This is a genomic window from Nocardioides sp. SYSU D00038, assembly GCF_016924665.1.
In the GTDB taxonomy this organism is placed as follows: Bacteria; Actinomycetota; Actinomycetes; order Propionibacteriales; family Nocardioidaceae; genus Nocardioides.
Window position 1 is genome coordinate 34,500 of record NZ_JAFFJT010000009.1, and the last position, 15,219, is coordinate 49,718.

At 75.7% G+C, this 15,219-nt stretch carries 14 protein-coding genes; 7 read left to right on the forward strand and 7 right to left on the reverse strand.

All coding sequences use genetic code 11. From position 1 onward, the window contains the following. Window positions 1-323: 323 nt before the first annotated feature. Entirely contained in the window at window positions 324-1,895 is a 1,572-nt protein-coding gene (locus JT721_RS04875) for an FMN-binding glutamate synthase family protein (protein WP_205471799.1), read from the forward strand. A gap of 325 nt (window positions 1,896-2,220) precedes the next feature. Here JT721_RS04875 and JT721_RS04880 read toward each other — a convergent pair whose 3' ends face one another. Further along, window positions 2,221-3,645: an MFS transporter gene (locus tag JT721_RS04880; RefSeq protein ID WP_205471800.1), complete on the reverse strand. Its 1,425-nt coding sequence runs from the start codon at window positions 3,643-3,645 to the stop codon at window positions 2,221-2,223. A gap of 96 nt (window positions 3,646-3,741) precedes the next feature. Here JT721_RS04880 and JT721_RS04885 point away from each other — a divergent pair, with 96 nt between their 5' ends. From JT721_RS04885 to JT721_RS04900, 4 genes are all read left to right on the forward strand, one after another. Then, window positions 3,742-4,428 carry a TetR/AcrR family transcriptional regulator gene (locus tag JT721_RS04885; RefSeq protein WP_205471801.1) on the forward strand — a complete coding sequence of 229 codons (687 nt, stop codon included), beginning with the start codon at window positions 3,742-3,744 and terminating at the stop codon, window positions 4,426-4,428. A 636-nt stretch (window positions 4,429-5,064) separates the two neighbouring features. Then, window positions 5,065-6,012, forward strand: coding sequence for a squalene/phytoene synthase family protein (locus JT721_RS04890; RefSeq protein WP_205471802.1), 948 nt, complete (start codon window positions 5,065-5,067; stop codon window positions 6,010-6,012). After that, window positions 6,009-7,625, forward strand: a complete 1,617-nt coding sequence (gene crtI / locus JT721_RS04895; RefSeq protein WP_205471803.1) for a phytoene desaturase family protein — start codon at window positions 6,009-6,011, stop codon at window positions 7,623-7,625. Before JT721_RS04890 ends, crtI begins: the two co-directional genes overlap by 4 nt. Continuing rightward, the gene (locus tag JT721_RS04900; RefSeq protein ID WP_205471804.1) at window positions 7,622-8,398 is read left to right on the forward strand and encodes a CDP-alcohol phosphatidyltransferase family protein; all 777 of its coding nucleotides are present in this window, start codon (window positions 7,622-7,624) and stop codon (window positions 8,396-8,398) included. The genes crtI and JT721_RS04900 overlap by 4 nt, the downstream gene beginning before the upstream one ends. On the opposite strand, the gene JT721_RS04905 is transcribed toward JT721_RS04900, so the two are convergent. The 5 genes from JT721_RS04905 to JT721_RS04925 are packed head-to-tail and all read right to left on the reverse strand — an operon-like array spanning window position 8,305 to window position 13,277. Further along, entirely contained in the window at window positions 8,305-9,795 is a 1,491-nt protein-coding gene (locus JT721_RS04905) for an NAD(P)/FAD-dependent oxidoreductase (RefSeq protein WP_205471805.1), read from the reverse strand. The two genes, JT721_RS04900 and JT721_RS04905, sit on opposite strands and share 94 nt — an antisense overlap. After that, window positions 9,792-10,916: a glycosyltransferase family 2 protein gene (locus JT721_RS04910; RefSeq protein ID WP_205471806.1), complete on the reverse strand. Its 1,125-nt coding sequence runs from the start codon at window positions 10,914-10,916 to the stop codon at window positions 9,792-9,794. The genes JT721_RS04905 and JT721_RS04910 overlap by 4 nt, the downstream gene beginning before the upstream one ends. Next, a complete protein-coding gene (locus JT721_RS04915) occupies window positions 10,913-11,746 on the reverse strand; it encodes a carotenoid biosynthesis protein (RefSeq protein WP_205471807.1) in 834 nt (277 codons plus the stop codon). Before JT721_RS04915 ends, JT721_RS04910 begins: the two co-directional genes overlap by 4 nt. Then, window positions 11,743-12,426 (reverse strand): hypothetical protein, encoded by a 684-nt coding sequence (locus JT721_RS04920; RefSeq protein WP_205471808.1) that lies wholly within the window; start codon window positions 12,424-12,426, stop codon window positions 11,743-11,745. The genes JT721_RS04915 and JT721_RS04920 overlap by 4 nt, the downstream gene beginning before the upstream one ends. Window positions 12,427-12,434: 8 nt before the next feature. After that, window positions 12,435-13,277 (reverse strand): YhjD/YihY/BrkB family envelope integrity protein, encoded by an 843-nt coding sequence (locus JT721_RS04925; RefSeq protein WP_205471809.1) that lies wholly within the window; start codon window positions 13,275-13,277, stop codon window positions 12,435-12,437. Between the two features lie 63 nt (window positions 13,278-13,340). Between JT721_RS04925 and JT721_RS04930 the strand changes: the two genes are divergently transcribed. Together JT721_RS04930 and JT721_RS04935 are read left to right on the forward strand one after the other, a co-directional pair. Continuing rightward, window positions 13,341-13,700, forward strand: coding sequence for a lycopene cyclase domain-containing protein (locus JT721_RS04930; RefSeq protein WP_205471810.1), 360 nt, complete (start codon window positions 13,341-13,343; stop codon window positions 13,698-13,700). Beyond that, window positions 13,697-14,056 (forward strand): lycopene cyclase domain-containing protein, encoded by a 360-nt coding sequence (locus JT721_RS04935; protein ID WP_205471811.1) that lies wholly within the window; start codon window positions 13,697-13,699, stop codon window positions 14,054-14,056. Before JT721_RS04930 ends, JT721_RS04935 begins: the two co-directional genes overlap by 4 nt. Here the strand turns inward: JT721_RS04935 and JT721_RS04940 are convergent. Further along, window positions 14,025-15,131: a polyprenyl synthetase family protein gene (locus tag JT721_RS04940; protein ID WP_205471812.1), complete on the reverse strand. Its 1,107-nt coding sequence runs from the start codon at window positions 15,129-15,131 to the stop codon at window positions 14,025-14,027. The two genes, JT721_RS04935 and JT721_RS04940, sit on opposite strands and share 32 nt — an antisense overlap. Between the last annotated feature and the right edge of the window lie 88 nt (window positions 15,132-15,219).

The following is a 15,219-nucleotide window of genomic DNA, read 5'->3' on the forward strand; positions in this document are numbered from 1 at the left end:
TGGGTGGCGGTGGTCGAGGTGCGAAGGCCGCTAGGCCTGGGCCTCGAGACCCGGTGCGACGGGGGCCCTCCTGTTCCCACTGGAGGGCGTTCGGCCGTCTGGGGTTTCGAGACAGTCGCTAGCGCGACTTCCTCAACCAGCGGTGGGTCACTGCTGGTCGAGGAGGGACGAAGTCCCTCACTCGTTACCCGGTGAGCCGAGCGCCCTCCTGTTCGCACCGGAGGGCGTTCGACCGGCGGGGGTCTCGACGGGCGCTCGTCGCTGGCGCTCCTCGCTGCTCGACCATCGGTCTCGCCCGGGTGCGAGCGGGGTACTGCCGCGGCATGACGCGACGGGCGTGGGTGGGAGCGGCTGCGCTGGCAGGGGTCGCCGGGGTGGCGGCGCGCGACCTGCGCCAAAAGCAGCACGCGCTGCTGCGCAACTTCCCGGTGCTGGGCCACGCGCGCTACCTGCTGGAGACGATCGGACCCGAGCTGCGGCAGTACGTGGTCGCGGGCAACGACGAGGAGCGACCGTTCACCCGCGACCAGCGGCGGTGGATCTACGCGTCGTCGAAGCTGGAGAACAACTACTTCGGGTTCGGCACCGACAACGACGTGGAGCACACCGAGGGCTACACGATCATCAAGCACCGCACGTTCCCCGACCCCGCGCCGCCGACCCACCCCAACACGGGCGAGGACACCCCGGTGCCGTCGGCCAAGGTGCTCGGCGAGGCGCGCGGTCGCAAGCACGCCTTCCGCCCCGGCTCGCTGGTCAACATCTCCGCGATGAGCTTCGGTTCGCTCTCGCACACCGCGATCGAGGCGCTCAACCGCGGTGCCGCGCTCGCGGGCTGCCTCCAGAACACCGGGGAGGGCGGGCTCTCGCCGTACCACCGCAACGGCGGCGAGCTGGTCTTCCAGATCGGCACCGCCTACTTCGGGTGCCGCGACGAGGAGGGCCGCTTCGACCTGCAGCGGCTCAAGGACGTCGTGGCCGGGGCTCCGGTGCGGGCGCTGGAGATCAAGCTCAGCCAGGGCGCCAAGCCCGGTCTCGGCGGGCTGCTCCCGGGCGCCAAGGTGACACCCGAGATCGCCGAGACCCGGGGCGTGCGGGTCGGCGAGGACTGCATCAGCCCGTCCCGGCACGCCGAGTTCTCCGACGTCGACAGCCTCCTCGACTGGGTCGAGCTGCTCGCCGCCGAGACCGGGCTGCCCGTGGGCATCAAGTCCGCCGTCGGCGACCTGGGCTTCTGGGGCGGGCTGGTCGACCAGATGGCGCGCACCGACCGCGGCGTGGACTTCGTGAACATCGACGGCGGCGAGGGCGGCACCGGCGCCGCGCCGCTGATCTTCAGCGACTCGGTGTCGCTGCCGTTCCGGGTGGGGTTCCCGCGCGTGTACGCCGAGTTCGCACGCGCCGGGCTGGCCGACCGGGTGACGTTCATCGGCGCCGGCAAGCTCGGCCTCCCCGACAACGCGATCGTGGCGCTGGCCCTGGGCTGCGACCTGCTCAACGTCGGGCGCGAGGCGATGCTCTCGGTCGGCTGCATCCAGGCCCAGAAGTGCCACACCGACACCTGTCCCACCGGGGTGGCCACCCAGGACCGGTGGCTGGCGCACGGGCTGGACCCGGCACTGAAGTCGGTGCGCTGCGCGAACTACGTCAAGACGCTGCGCCGCGACCTGCTGAAGGTCGCCGAGACCTGCGGGGTGGCCCACCCCGCGCTCGTCGACGCCGACGACATCGAGGTCCTCTTCGCCCAGCGCGACGCCGTGTCGCTGCGCGACCTGGCCGGCTACGAGCCCGGCTGGGGCCGGGTCGGCGAGCGCGACCGGGCCGCCGTCGAGGCGCTGATGACCACCGCCCCCACCGGTGGCGCCGCCCCCGCGTCGGCCACCGCCCAGGGCTGACCGCAGCTGGTTGGTGAGGGACGGCGTCCTTCACTCGTTACCTGGCGGGACGACGACCCTCCCGGCCCCACCGGTGGGCGCTCGGGTGCGGGGGTTTCGAGGCTCGCTGCGCTCGCACCTCGACCAGCGCGGGCGTCCGCTGGTCGAGGTGCGAAGGCCGCTAGGCCTGAGCCTCGAGACCCGGTGAGACGAACGCCCTCCCGTCCCCACCGGAGGGCGTTCGAGGCTCGCTTCGCTCGCACCTCAACAGGCGGGGCACCGGATGGTGCTCGGCCGTCCGGGATTCCGGGGCTCGCTTCGCTCGCACCTCAATCAGCGCCTGGCGTCAGGCGGCGACGAGCTCGGCGACCTCCTCCGGGGTCGGGACCAGCTGGCGCGAGGTGGCGGAGAGGACCAGGGTCGCGGCGGCGAGGACGGCGGTGAGCAGGATGCCGCGCTCGAAACCGTCGACGAGGGCGGCCTGGGGTGCGGCGCCGTCGGAGAGCGAGGCGGTGATCGCCGAGGTGGCGAGGCTGGAGATGACGGCCAGGCCGAGGGCGCCGCCCACCTGGTAGCCGGTGTTGATGATCCCGGACGCCGCCCCAGCGTCGGAGTGGGAGACCTCCGACAGCGCGCTGATCTGGGCCGGTACGCCGACGCCCATGATCCCGAACCCGTAGAGCACGAAGCCGGGCAGCAGCTCGGTGACGTACGCGCCGTCGGCGGTGGCCTGGGTCAGCAGGGCCAGGCCCGCGACGCCGATCACGGCCGAGACCATCTGGATCGGGCGGGTGCCCCAGCGGGGCAGGAGCTGGGTCGCCAGCAACGCCCCGGCGATCGCGGCGAAGCCCATCGGCAGGAACTGCAGGCCGGTGTCGAGGGCGGAGAGGCCCTTGCCCTGCTGGAGGAAGATCGCGGTGAGGAAGAACATCGCGAGGAACGCGCCGCCGTTGAGGGCCAGCACCAGGGTCGACTGGCTGAGCGAGCGCGACCGGAACAGCCGCAGCGGCACCAGCGGCGCGGCCGAGCGCGACTCGGTGAGCAGGAACAGCGCGAGCAGCGCGAGGCCGCCGACCAGCGAACCGACCACCTCGAGGTCGCTCCAGCCGAGGGGTTCGGCGCGGATGACGCCGTAGATGATCGCCAGGACGGCGCCGGTGCCGAGGGTCGCGCCGGCCAGGTCGAAGGAGCGGGGGGCATCGGTGCCGGCGCGGCTGTCGGCGATGTTCGTCCGGGTGACGGCGAGCAGGACGAGACCGATCGGGACGTTGACGAAGAAGACCCACTCCCAACCCGCGGCGTCGACGAGGATGCCGCCGGCGACGACGCCGAGCGTGCCGCCGAGACCGGCCAGGCCACCCCAGATGCCCATGGCGAGGTTGCGCTCGCGGCCGCTGGCGTAGGTGACGGTGAGGATGGCGAGCGCCGAGGCCGACATCAGCGCGCCGCCGAAGCCCTGCACCGCCCTGGCCGCGACCAGCAGCTCCTGGGTGGTGGCGAGGCCGCCGGCCAGCGAGGCGGCGGTGAACAGGGCCAGGCCGCCGGCGAAGATCCGCCGCCGCCCGAGGAGGTCGCCGAGGCGGCCCCCGAGCAGCAGGAAGCCGCCGAAGGCCAGCGTGTACGCGCTGATCACCCACTGCAGGCTGTCGGGCCCGAACCCGAGCTCGGTCTGGATGTCGGGCAGCGCGACGTTCACGATCGTCACGTCCAGCACCACCATGAACTGCGCCAGGGCCAGCACCGCCAGGGGTGCCCAGGGACTTCTCCGCATCTGCGTACGCCTTCCTCTAGGACTCACTGTGCGCCGTCACTGTACGGCGTACATCTACAGAGGACAGTAAGACCTAGACGCTGTACAGTTGTCAACATGACCGCCCGGACCCGCACCCCCGCGACCCCCAAGGAGCGGTTGAGCCGGACGACGGTCGCGGCCGCCGCGCTGGGGATGGCGGACGCCGAGGGGCTCGACGCCGTGACGGTGCGCCGGCTCAGCGCGACGCTCGGCGTGACGCCGATGGCGCTCTACTGGCACTTCAAGGACAAGGACGCGCTGCTCGACGGGGTGGTCGAGGCGATCCTCGCCGAGGTGCGGCTGGCCGAACCCGACGACGAGGCGCCGTGGGACGAGCAGCTGCGCGAGGTCCTCGACGCGCTGGTCGCCGCCCTCGCCGCCCACCCCGCGGCGGCCGACCTGGTGCGCACCCGGGTGCTCGGCAGCGAGCCGGGCCGGGTGCTCACCGAGCGGGTGCTGACGCTGCTGCGCCGGGGCGGGTTCTCGACCGAGCGCTCCTCACAGCTCGCGGTGCACGCCCTGCTGTTCATGATCGGGCTCGTCTCCGGGCTCCCCGGGCAGGCCGTCGGCGCCAGCGAGGAGGAGCGCGAGCAGGAGGTCCGCACCAAGTGGGCCATGCTCCAGGCGCTGCCGCCCAAGCGCTACCCCCACATCGTCGAGTCCGCCGCGTCGCTCACCGACTGCGGCTCGTCGACGGAGTGGTTCGAGGTCGGCATGGACACGCTGATGGCGGGCATCCGCGGCCAGGCCGCCCGCGGCTGACGCTCGCCGCCGGAGCCCTCCCGGGTCCTACCGAAGGGCGTTCGGCTGGGGGGTTTCGAGACAGTCGCTAGCGCGACTTCCTCAACCACCGGTGGGTGGCGCTGGTCGAGGTGCGAAGGCCGCCAGGCCTGAGCCTCGAGACCCGGTGAGACGAACGCCCTCCCGTCCCTACCGAAGGACGTTCGGGTGCGCAGGTTTCGAGGCTCGCTTCGCTCGCACCTCAACCAGCGCCGGGAGGGCGTGCGGCCGACGGGGGTTTCGAGGCTCGCTTCGCTCGCACCTCAACCAGCGCGGGGAGGGCGTTCGGCCGACGGGGGTTTCGAGGCTCGCTTCGCTCGCACCTCAACCAGCGCGGGGAGGGCGTTCGGCCGACGGGGGTTTCGAGACAGTCGCTAGCGCGACTTCCTCAACCAGCGGAGGGCCGTCGTCGCTGGTTGAGGAAGGACGAAGTCCTGTCTCGAAACCCGGTAAGTCGACAACCCTCCCGTTCGCAGTGGAGGGCGGTTGGCTGACCGGGGGTCTTGACGGGCCCGACGCCGGGTACCTGACCTGCCAGGGCGCCGGGTCCGCGCGCCGGACAGGAGACGTGATGCCCGCCCAGCCCGATCCCGCCCGCGTCGCGGTGCGCCGCGCCTGATGTTCGTCCCCTGGTCGTCCTCGGGTCGGGCCGTCGCCGACTCGCCCCACCTCGCCTACGACGAAGTCGCCGACGCCAGCGCCGCCCTGGTCATCGGGGCCTACTCGTCGTCGTTCGGGCTGGCCTCGCGGCTGCTGGCCGAGCCGGTGCGCACCCACGTGCGCAACGTCTACGCCCTGGTGCGGGTGGCCGACGAGGTCGTCGACGCCCCCCGCCCCGAGCAGGGCACCGCCGACCGGCGCGACGCGCTCGACGCCCTGGAGGCCGAGACGCTGCACGCCCTCGACTGCGGCTCGAGCAGCAACCTCGTCGTCCACGCCTTCGCCCGCACCGCGGCCGCCTGCGGCATCGAGCCGGGGCTGCTCACGCCGTTCTTCGCCTCGATGCGCACCGACCTCGAGCGCCGCGCCCACGACCGGGCCAGCCTGGCGGCGTACGTCTACGGCTCGGCCGAAGTTGTCGGCCTGATGTGCCTGCGCGCGTTCGTCGCCGGCGAGGCAAGCCCCCACGACCGCTACGACGAGCTGGCGCCGGGCGCGCAGCGGCTGGGCGCGGCGTTCCAGAAGATCAACTTCCTGCGCGACCTCGGTGAGGACGTCGACGGCCTCGGCCGGCACTACCTGCCCGGCCTCGACCCCGAGCGGATGACCGCCGCCGACCGCGACGCGTGGCTCGACGACATCGACGCCGACCTGGCCGCGGCCGCCGAGGCCGTGCCCGGGCTCCCCGTGGGGAGCCGGATCGCGGTCTGCGCGGCGCACGACCTGTTCGCCGAGCTCTCCGCCCGGTTGCGGGCCACGCCGGCCTCGGAGATCCCGCACCGGCGGGTGCGGGTGCCCGACCCGGTCAAGGTCCGCCTCCTGGCGGGCGCGGCGCTGCGGGGCGGCCGGCCGCGGCGCGCCCCGGTGCCCGCCCCGGTCGAGCACTCCTGGGCGGCCGCGTCGTGACCACGACGGCGGCGCGGGTGGTCGTCGTCGGAGGTGGGGTCGCCGGACTGGCGACCGCCGCGCTGCTGGCCCAGGACGGCCACGACGTCGAGGTGCTGGAGAAGAACGACGAGGTCGGCGGCCGGGCCGGCTCGTGGGAGCGCGGCGGCTTCCGCTTCGACACCGGCCCGTCGTGGTGGCTGATGCCGGGCGTCTTCGACCACTTCTTCCGGCTGCTCGGCACCACCACCGAGGAGCAGCTCACGCTGCGCCGCCTCGACCCCGGCTACCGCGTGTTCTTCGAGGGGCGGCCCGAGCACCTCGACGTCGCCGCCGACCAGGCCGGCAACCGGGAGCTCTTCGAGCGGGTCGAGCCCGGAGCCGGCGCCCGGCTCGACGACTACCTCGCCTCGGCCCGCGAGGTCTACGACCTGGCCGTCCAGCAGTTCCTCTACACCAGCTTCGACAGCGTCGCGGCGTACGCCGGCCGCCGGGTCCTCGCGCACGGGCCGCGGCTGGCCGGCCTGCTGACCCGCTCCCTGGAGAACCACGTGGCGCGCTCGTTCACCGACCCGCGGCTGCGCCAGGTGCTGGGCTACCCCGCGGTCTTCCTCGGCGCCTCGCCCGACCGGGCGCCGGCGATGTACCACCTGATGAGCTGGCTCGACCTCGCCGACGGCGTCCGCTACCCCGAGGGCGGGTTCACCCGCTTCGTGGAGGCGCTGCGGGCGCTGGCCGAGGCGCGGGGCGTGCGGGTGCACACCGGCGCGGAGGCCGTGGCCATCGAGACCCGGCCGGTGCCGCGCGGCCGGCCGCGGCCCGGCCGCCGTCGGGCCGAGGTCACCGGCGTGCGCTGGCGCGACGCCGACGGCGAGCGGGTGCTCGCCGCCGACGTGGTGGTCGGCGCGGCCGATCTGCACCACGTCGAGACCCGGCTGCTGCCCGAGCCGCTGCAGACCTATCCGCAGTCGTGGTGGGACCGCGCGGTCGCCGGACCCGGTGCGGTGCTGGTGCAGCTGGGTGTGCGCGGCGCGCTGCCGGAGCTGGCCCACCACTCGCTGTTCTTCACCCGCGACTGGCGCACCAACTTCGACGCGATCTTCGAGCGGCCCACCCGGGTGCCCGACCCAGCGTCGCTCTACGTGTGCCGGCCCTCGGCCACCGACACCACGGTGGCTCCGCCCGACCACGAGAACCTCTTCGTGCTGGTGCCCGTCCCGGCCGACCCCGGGCTGGGCCGCGGCGGCCTCGACGGCACCGGCGACGAGCAGGTCGAGGCCGCGGCCGACCGGGCGGTCGCGCTGGTGGCCGACTGGGCGGGCATCCCCGACCTGGCCGAGCGGGTGGTGCTGCGGCGCACGGTGGGCCCGGGCGACTTCGTCACCGACCTGCACGCCTGGATGGGCACCGCCCTCGGGCCGGCGCACGTGCTGCGCCAGAGCGCGTTCTTCCGCGCCGGCAACGCCTCGCGCCGGGTGGCCGGCCTCTACTACGCCGGCGCCAGCACGGTGCCGGGCATCGGGCTGCCGATGTGCCTGATCAGCGCCGAGCTGGTGCTCAAGCGGCTGCGTGGCGACCGCTCCGTCGGGCCGGTCGCCGAGCCGCCGGTGGGTGCGGAACCGGTGTCGGCGTGACCGACCGCGAGGCGGCGTACGACCACTGGTCGCGGCTGCACGGCGGCCTCGACCCGCGGGCCTCGGCCTGGGTCTCGGGGTGGGTGCGGCTCACCCACGCCTGCGCCCGGCCGCTGGCCCGGGCGGGCGCCAGCCCCCACCTGGTGACCGCGGCCGGCGTGGCGCTCACCGCGGCGGTGCCGGCGATCAGCGACCGGGGCGCGGCCTGGCCGCTGCTGGCCACCCCGGTGCTGGTGGTCGCCGCGGTGCTCGACGGCGTCGACGGCGCGCTGGCCGCGCAGACCGGGCGCGACTCGGCCTGGGGCCGGGTGGTCGACGGCCTCGCCGACCGCTGCAGCGACCTGCTGCTCGTGCTCACCCTGGTCGTCCTCGGTGCCCCGGTGTGGCTGGGCGTGCTGCTCGGCGTGGTGACGCTGCTGCTCGAGTCGGCGCGGGCCACCGCCGAGGCCGCGGGGCTCGACGGCCCGGGCGCGGTGACGGTGTGGGAGCGGCCGTCGCGGGTGATCGTGCCGGCGTTCGCCACCACCCTGGTCGCGGCTGAGTGGTGGGCCCGGCGCGCCGGCCTCGACGTGCTGCCCGGCGTCGACGGGGCGGTGATCGCCACGGCGAGCGGCGCGATCGGGCTCGCGCTGGCGACGTTCGCCGCGCTGCACCTGCTGGTCGGGGTGCGCCGCGGGCTTCAGGCGGTGCCGACCAGGTCGGCCACGATCCGCGCCGAGAGCAGCACCAGCGGCAGCCCGCCGCCCGGGTGGGCCGAGCCGCCCACGAGGTAGAGCCCGGGCACCGGCGAGGCGTTGCCCGGCCGGAGGAACGCCGCCCGGGCGCCGTTGGACGACGTGCCGTAGATCGACCCGCCCGGCGTCAGCGTGCGCCGGGCCAGGTCGGCCGGGGTCAGCGTGGTGCGGCGGCGCACCCGGTCGCGCACGTCGAGACCGCGCTCGGCCATCAGGTCCAGCACCCGGTCGCCGTACGACGACAGCGCGGGGGCGTCCCAGTCGGTGCCCCGGTGGGGGTCGTGGCGGGGCGCGGTGACCAGCACGAACCAGGCCCCGGCCGAGGGGTGCGGCACCACGGCGGGGTCGTGCGGTGCGGAGACGTAGACGGTGGGGCGCTCCGCCGGCCGGGGTGGGCCGCGGTGGCCGAAGACCGCGTCGAACTCGCTGTCGTAGTCCTCGGCGAACAGCACGTGGTGGTGGGGCTGGTCGACGGGCGGGTCGGCGAGCGCGAGCAGCTGCACGTGGCCCGACGCCGACGGCACCGTGCGGCGCAGCGCCGTGCGCACCCGGCGGGTCCGCGGCGCCGCCGGGTCGAGCAGGTGGCCGTAGACCTGGTGGGCGTCGGCGTTGGCGACCACCAGGTCGGCGGGCAGCCGCCGCCCGTCGGCGAGCCGCACGCCGTCGGCCCGGCCGGAGCCGGTGGTGATCTCGTCGACGAGCGCGCCGGTGCGCACCTCGCCGCCCAGCAGCAGCAGCCGGTCGACCAGCGCGGCGGCGATCCGGCCGAGGCCGCCGGGCACGTACCACGAGCCCCACGCCTGCTCGGCGTAGGGCACGGTGGCCAGCGCGGCCGGTGCACGCCGGGGGTCGGAGCCGCTGTAGGTGGCGTAGCGGTCGAGCAGCATCCGCAGTCGGGGGTCGCGCAGGTAGCGGGCGCCCAGGCTGCGCAGGTCGCGCCAGGGCGCGACGACCCCCACGTGGTCGACCCGCCGCGAGAGCCGCAGCAGGTCGCGCAGCGTGACCGGGGACTCGAGGAACGGCCGGTGGGTCACGTCCCAGATCCGGCGAGCGCGGTCGAGGAACGCCGCCCACTGCTCGCCGGCGCCGGCGCCCAGGGCCGCGTCGAGGGCGGCCGGCACCTCTTGGAGGCGACCGGGCAGGTCGAGCACGGTGCGGTCGGGGAAGGTGTAGCGGCACGCGACGTCGAGCCGCTCCAGCGGCAGCACGTCGGCCAGCGGCGCCCCGGTGTCGGCGAACACGTCCTCGAGCAGGTGGGGCAGCGTGAGCAGCGACGGCCCGGTGTCGAAGACGAACCCGTCGCGCACGAGGGTGCCGAGCTTGCCGCCCACCTCGTCGGCCTGCTCGACCACGGTGACCCGGTGCCCGCGCGCCTGGAGCCGCACGGCGGCCGCCAGGCCACCGACGCCGGCCCCCACCACGACGACCCGGCTCACCGGCCCGCCTCCACGGCCCGGCCCTTCCAGCGCAGCCGGCCGCGGCGCCGCCCGACCAGCGAGTCGCCGGTGAGCAGCGCGAGGGCGACGACAGAGACCGGGTGGGCCAGCGGGTCGGGCCAGGCGCGGCCGCCCGTCGTCCGCGCGACCACCACCCGCGAGGCCACCCCGGCCGCCCAGCCGATCGCGCCGGCCCGCGAACCGCGCAGCGCGGCCGCTGCGGGCACGACGTGCGCCAACCCCAGCAGCCCGAGCACCCCCACCGCCCCGGCGGGACCGCCGAACGCCGCCCACAGCGACTTGCCGTAGCCCGCGCGGACCGCGCGCCACCCGTCGTACATCCGGCAGGTCGCGAGCGTGCTGCCCTCGGTGACGACGCCGCGCCCGCCGCTCGTCTTGACCGCGCGCAGCAGCGCCAGGTCCTCGAGCACGTCGCCGCGCACCGCGGCGTGGCCGCCGGCCCGGTCGTACGCCGTGGCGTCGACCGCCAGCAGCTGGCCGTTGGCGGCGGTGAGCGAGGGGCGCGACGACCGCTCGGCCGGTCCGAGCGGCAGGGTGCTCATCCACGACCACTGGAGCAGCGGCTGCACCAGCCGCTCGGCGACGCCGGAGGTGAGCTGGCGGGGGTAGGGGCAGACCAGGTCGAGGCCGGAGTCGCGCACCTGGGCGCCGGTGGCGGTGAGCGCGTGCGGGGCCAGCCGCACGTCGGCGTCGAGGAAGACGAGCAGGTCGGCGGGGCGGGCGGCCCGGGCCAGCTGGTGGCAGGCCCAGGGCTTGCCCAGCCAGCCGGCCGGGGTGGGCGCACCGGCGAGCACCTCGAGCCGGTCGTGCCGGGCGGCCAGGTGGCGCAGCAGCGCGGAGGTGCCGTCGGTGGAGCCGTCGTCGAGCACGAGCAGCCGGGCGGGGCCGGGCCACGCGTCGAGGGCGCTCAGCGCCGCGGCCACACAGTCCTCGACGTTCGCGGCCTCGTCGCGCACCGGCACCAGCACCGCCAGCGACTCCGGCCGGGGCGTCGCTCCCGCGTCGGGCCGCCGCACCCGGCGGGCGTTGTCGACGGTCAGCGCCAGCGAGGCCAGGGCCAGCGCGGTGCCGGTGCGCACCACGACGCCGGAGCGGGTCACCGCGCCGCCCTCGCGGCCCGCTCGCGCAGCAGCACCACCACCAGCGGCACGGCGAGCGCGCCCATCACCAGCGCGCCGACCAGCGCCACGGGCGGGCGGCCGAAGAACGCCGCGTGGGCGAGCACGGAGGAGAAGTAGGTCCACAGGTACGCCGCCAGCGGCACGGCGTCACCGGCAGGCCCGTCGCCGGCGGGCCGGGGGCCGGCGGGGTCGCGCCGGGCGGCCAGGTCGAGCAGCAGCACCACCAGCGCCGAGACCACCAGCCAGCCCGCGAAGTTGGTGAGCGGGATGCCGGTCACCCCCGGCAGCGCCGGCGTGGGGTCGGCCCAGGTCCAGTGGCCGAGGTCGACCATCTGGGGGTCGAGGAACACGTCCCACGCGGTGAGCGCCCACGCCCCCACCAGCACCGTGGCGACCCGTCCGCGCCAGCCGACCAGTCGGCGGGCGACGGCGAGCGCCGGCCAGGCCATCATCACCCACGCGAGCGGCACCAGCGCCGGCACGTCGAGCACCTCGGGGCCGAGGGTGCCGGCGTAGGAGTAGTCGCCGAACGGCAGCCCGGTGCGCACCCCCACCGCCTCGGCCACCAGCCCGGTGCCGCCCACCCCGACGAGCAGCACCGCCGCGACGGCCGGGCCGTGGTGGCGGGCGGCGTCGAGCACCGCGGCGCCGGCCAGCAGCACCACGCTGGCCGCGGTCAGCGGCAGGGTGCCGCCGTCGGTGAACGGGAAGCAGATCTGCACCAGCACCGCCGCGGCCAGCAGGGCCGCCGGAGCCGCCCTGGCGACGCGGAGCCCGGTCGGCGGAGCGTGGTGCTCGAGGGCGGTCACGGCTCGACCCCGTCGTGGCTGCCGTGCACCTCGAGCACCGCGAGCCGCGCGAACAGCTCCTCGGCGTACCACCGGGCGGGCTCGGTGCGGCGCACCACCTCGCGGTGGGCGCCCGGACGGTAGGCGAACGCGGTGAGGTCGTCCGCACCGGACCACAGCGAGAAGGTGCCCTGCACGCCGACCGGTGCCTCCCCGATGCCGAGGGCCAGCCGCGACCCGGGCGCGCCGGCGAGCTGGGCCGCCACCGGTGGCACCGCCCGCCAGAACGACGCCGCGCGGGTCGCGCGCAGCCGGGCCCGGGTCAGCGCGGCGACCGGGCCGTCCCACGGGCCGGGGTCGAGCGCGGGGAACGGGTCGCGGCGCGACCACCGGCCGCGGCTGGTGAGCGGCCGCATCCGCACCCAGAGCTCCTCGGTCGCGTCGCGCTGCCACTCCCGCACCGGCTCGGACTCCGCGAACGCGTCGGCTGCGGTGGCGTCGGACCAGGTCGTCAGCAGCGCCCAGTGGTGGGGGTCGGCGTCGCGCGGGCTGAACGTGCGGGCCCGGCCGGTGCCGAGCAGGGTGGCGAAGACCAACCCGGGCGCCCGACGCACCCGGCGACGCTGCCGCGCCACCCGCGCCACGGCGGGCAGCACCCGCTCGACGCCCCACACCCGGAGGTCCACCACCGTCGGTTCCACGGGCCCGCTCATGCCGTCCCCGCCCCCACGCGGTCGTCGAGCGCACGCGTGACGGTCCAGCCCAGCAGCACGAAGACGTGCAGCACGTACAGCCACAGACCCACCGCCACCACGCCGCCGACGACGTCTAGCTGGCCGAACGGGATGCCGACGTCGACCGGCAGCGAGAGGAACAGCTGGAAGCCGTGCAGGAACCCCGCCAGGCACGAGCCGGTCGCCAGCGCGCCGACCGCGGCCACCCACCAGCGCGGCCGGCCCGGGAGCACGGTGCGGAAGCTCCAGGCGAGCGGCACCGACAGCAGCAGCCAGACCGTGGTGAACCCGACGACGATCCGGACCACGAGGTCGCCGGCCCCGCCACCGCCGCCCTCGGGCGCTAGCGGGGCCAGGGCGTGCCCCACGGCGAAGAACGCCCCCGCGATCAGCGGCAGCAGCACCACCGGCACCATCACGAGCAGCCGGCCCCGCCACCCGGTGAACCGGTCGGGCCGGGGGTCGAGGGCGAGCCCCGCTCGGCGCAGCCCCTCGCCGTAGAACGACGCCGGCAGCAGCACCACCAGCGCGCCGACCGGGCCTAGGTGGGTGCCGGCGTGCACGAGCCGGTCGTACGACGGCCGGCCGCCCATGTCGGGCGGCACCAGCACCCGCAGCTCGGCCAGCCACCGCTCGGCCCCGTCGGCGCCCCGGCTCCAGGCCGTCGTCCACACCGCCAGCAGCAGCCAGGGCACCACCGCGATGGCGGAGTAGTAGGTGAGCGTGGCCGCCGCCGCGGCCAGGTCGCGGTCGCGCAGCCGCGCCCGGGTGCGCCGCAGCAGCCCCGAGGCCTCGCGACCCAGCCGGCCGCCGCTCACCGCGTCGCCCCTCGCCTGCGCCGCCCGGACCCGGGTCGCCCGGCGGCGCGCAAGGATGGGGTCATGCGCGAGCTGACGTACGTCGCGATGCTGGTCTTCGTGGTCGTCGCGACCCTGCCCCTGGAGGTGCTGCTGCGCACCCGGGTGTACGCCCGGCTGCGCCGGCTGGCGCTGGTGCTGCTGTGCGCCGGGCTGCCGTTCGCGCTCTGGGACCTCGCCGCGACCGCGGCCGGCCACTGGCACTTCGACACCAGCCAGACGCTGGGCGTCGCCCTCCCCGGCGACCTGCCGCTGGAGGAGTGGCTGTTCTTCGTCGTGGTGCCGATCGCGTCGGTCATGACCCTGGAGGCCGTGCGCAGCGTGCGCGGCTGGTCGATCGGCGACGAGCCCGATCCGTCCGGGCGTGCGGAGGACGGTCGGTGACCCACACCGAGGCGTCGCTGCTCGCCGTCGCGGTCACGGTGGTGCTGGACCTGTGGGTGCTGCGCACCCGGTTGCTGACCCGGCGGGCGTTCTGGGTGGCGTACGCGATCGTGCTGTTCTTCCAGACCCTGACCAACGAGTGGCTCACCTCGCGCGGTGTGTTCCGGTACGACGACGACGCGATCCTCGGCTGGCGGATCGGCCACGCCCCGGTCGAGGACTTCTGGTTCGGGTTCGGCCTGGTGACCTGGTCGATGATGTGGTGGGTCTGGTGGGGGCGCCGCGGGGTGCAGCCGCACCCCGTCCCGGGACCCGGGCCGCTGGTCATGCGGCTCGCCAGGCGCAGGCGTCGGTGAGCGACGCGAGCGCGTGTCGCGAGCGGTCGTCGACGTCGAGGCCGTCGAGAACGTCGTGGGCCCGCTCGACCAGCTCCTCGATCGCGTCCTCGGTGCGCCGCAGGGCGCCGGTCGCCACCAGCACCTCGCGGACGGCGGCCACCCCGGCCAGCGTCGCGGCCGGGTCGCCGAGGTGGCGACGCAGCACCCGCGCCTGGGTCCGGGTGGCGCGCTCCTGGGCGTGGGCGACGAGCATCGTGCGCTTGCCCTCCCGCACGTCGTCGACCGCCGGTTTGCCGGTCCGGCCCGGGTCGCCGAAGACACCGAGCACGTCGTCGCGCAGCTGGAAGGCCTCGCCGACGGCCAGGCCGAGCTCGCGCAGCGACGCGACCAGCGCGGCCGGTGCACCGGCCAGGGTCGCGCCCAGCAGCAGCGGGTGCTCGACGGTGTACTTGGCGCTCTTGTAGTGCAGCACCCGGCGCACCTGGTCGACCGAGGTGCGCACGCCGGTCTGCCCCAGCACGTCGAGGTACTGGCCGGCCAGCACCTCGTCGCGCATCATCGACCAGACCTCGCGGGCCGCGGCACCGGTCGCGGGTGCCGCGGCGACGGCGTCGGCCATGAGGTCGTCGGACCAGGTCAGGCACAGGTCGCCGGCGAGCACGGCGACCGCCGCGCCGTGGTCGTCGGGGTCGCCCGCCCCGCCGCGCCGACGGTGGTCGTCGGCGAAGACCCGGTGCACGGTGGGCCGGCCCCGCCGTTCGTCGCTGTGGTCCATCAGGTCGTCGTGCACGAGCGCGGCGAGGTGGAACAGCTCCAGAGCCGCCGCGGCCTCGGTCGCGCCGGCCACGTCGTGACCACCGGACGCCGCCCGCGCGCCCCACAGGCAGAACGCCGCGCGCAGCCGCTTGCCGCCGCTGCCGCTGGCCAGCAGCGTCGCCGACAGCAGCTCCAGCTCGGTGCCGACGCCGGCGAGCACCCGCCCGCGGCGCTCGAGCAGCTGCTGCACCACCCGGTCGACCGCTGCTGTGCCGGCCGGGTCCAGGTCGTGCGGCGACGCCGCCGGTGCGGTGCCCCCGATCCCCGCGACGCTCAACGCCTGCTCCCCCCTGTGTGCGCGCGGACGCCGACGCCTGGTCGACCCCGAGTCCGCGCCATGGGAGGCAGTACCCGGAAGGCCGGGA

Bases quoted from the DNA above. Each gene is read 5' to 3' on its own strand.
- JT721_RS04875 (WP_205471799.1), top strand. From the start codon at position 324: ATGACGCGACGGGCGTGGGTGGGAGCGGCTGCGCTGGCAGGGGTCGCC.
- JT721_RS04880 (WP_205471800.1), bottom strand. From the start codon at position 3,645: ATGCGGAGAAGTCCCTGGGCACCCCTGGCGGTGCTGGCCCTGGCGCAG.
- JT721_RS04885 (WP_205471801.1), top strand. From the start codon at position 3,742: ATGACCGCCCGGACCCGCACCCCCGCGACCCCCAAGGAGCGGTTGAGC.
- JT721_RS04890 (WP_205471802.1), top strand. From the start codon at position 5,065: ATGTTCGTCCCCTGGTCGTCCTCGGGTCGGGCCGTCGCCGACTCGCCC.
- JT721_RS04930 (WP_205471810.1), top strand. From the start codon at position 13,341: ATGCGCGAGCTGACGTACGTCGCGATGCTGGTCTTCGTGGTCGTCGCG.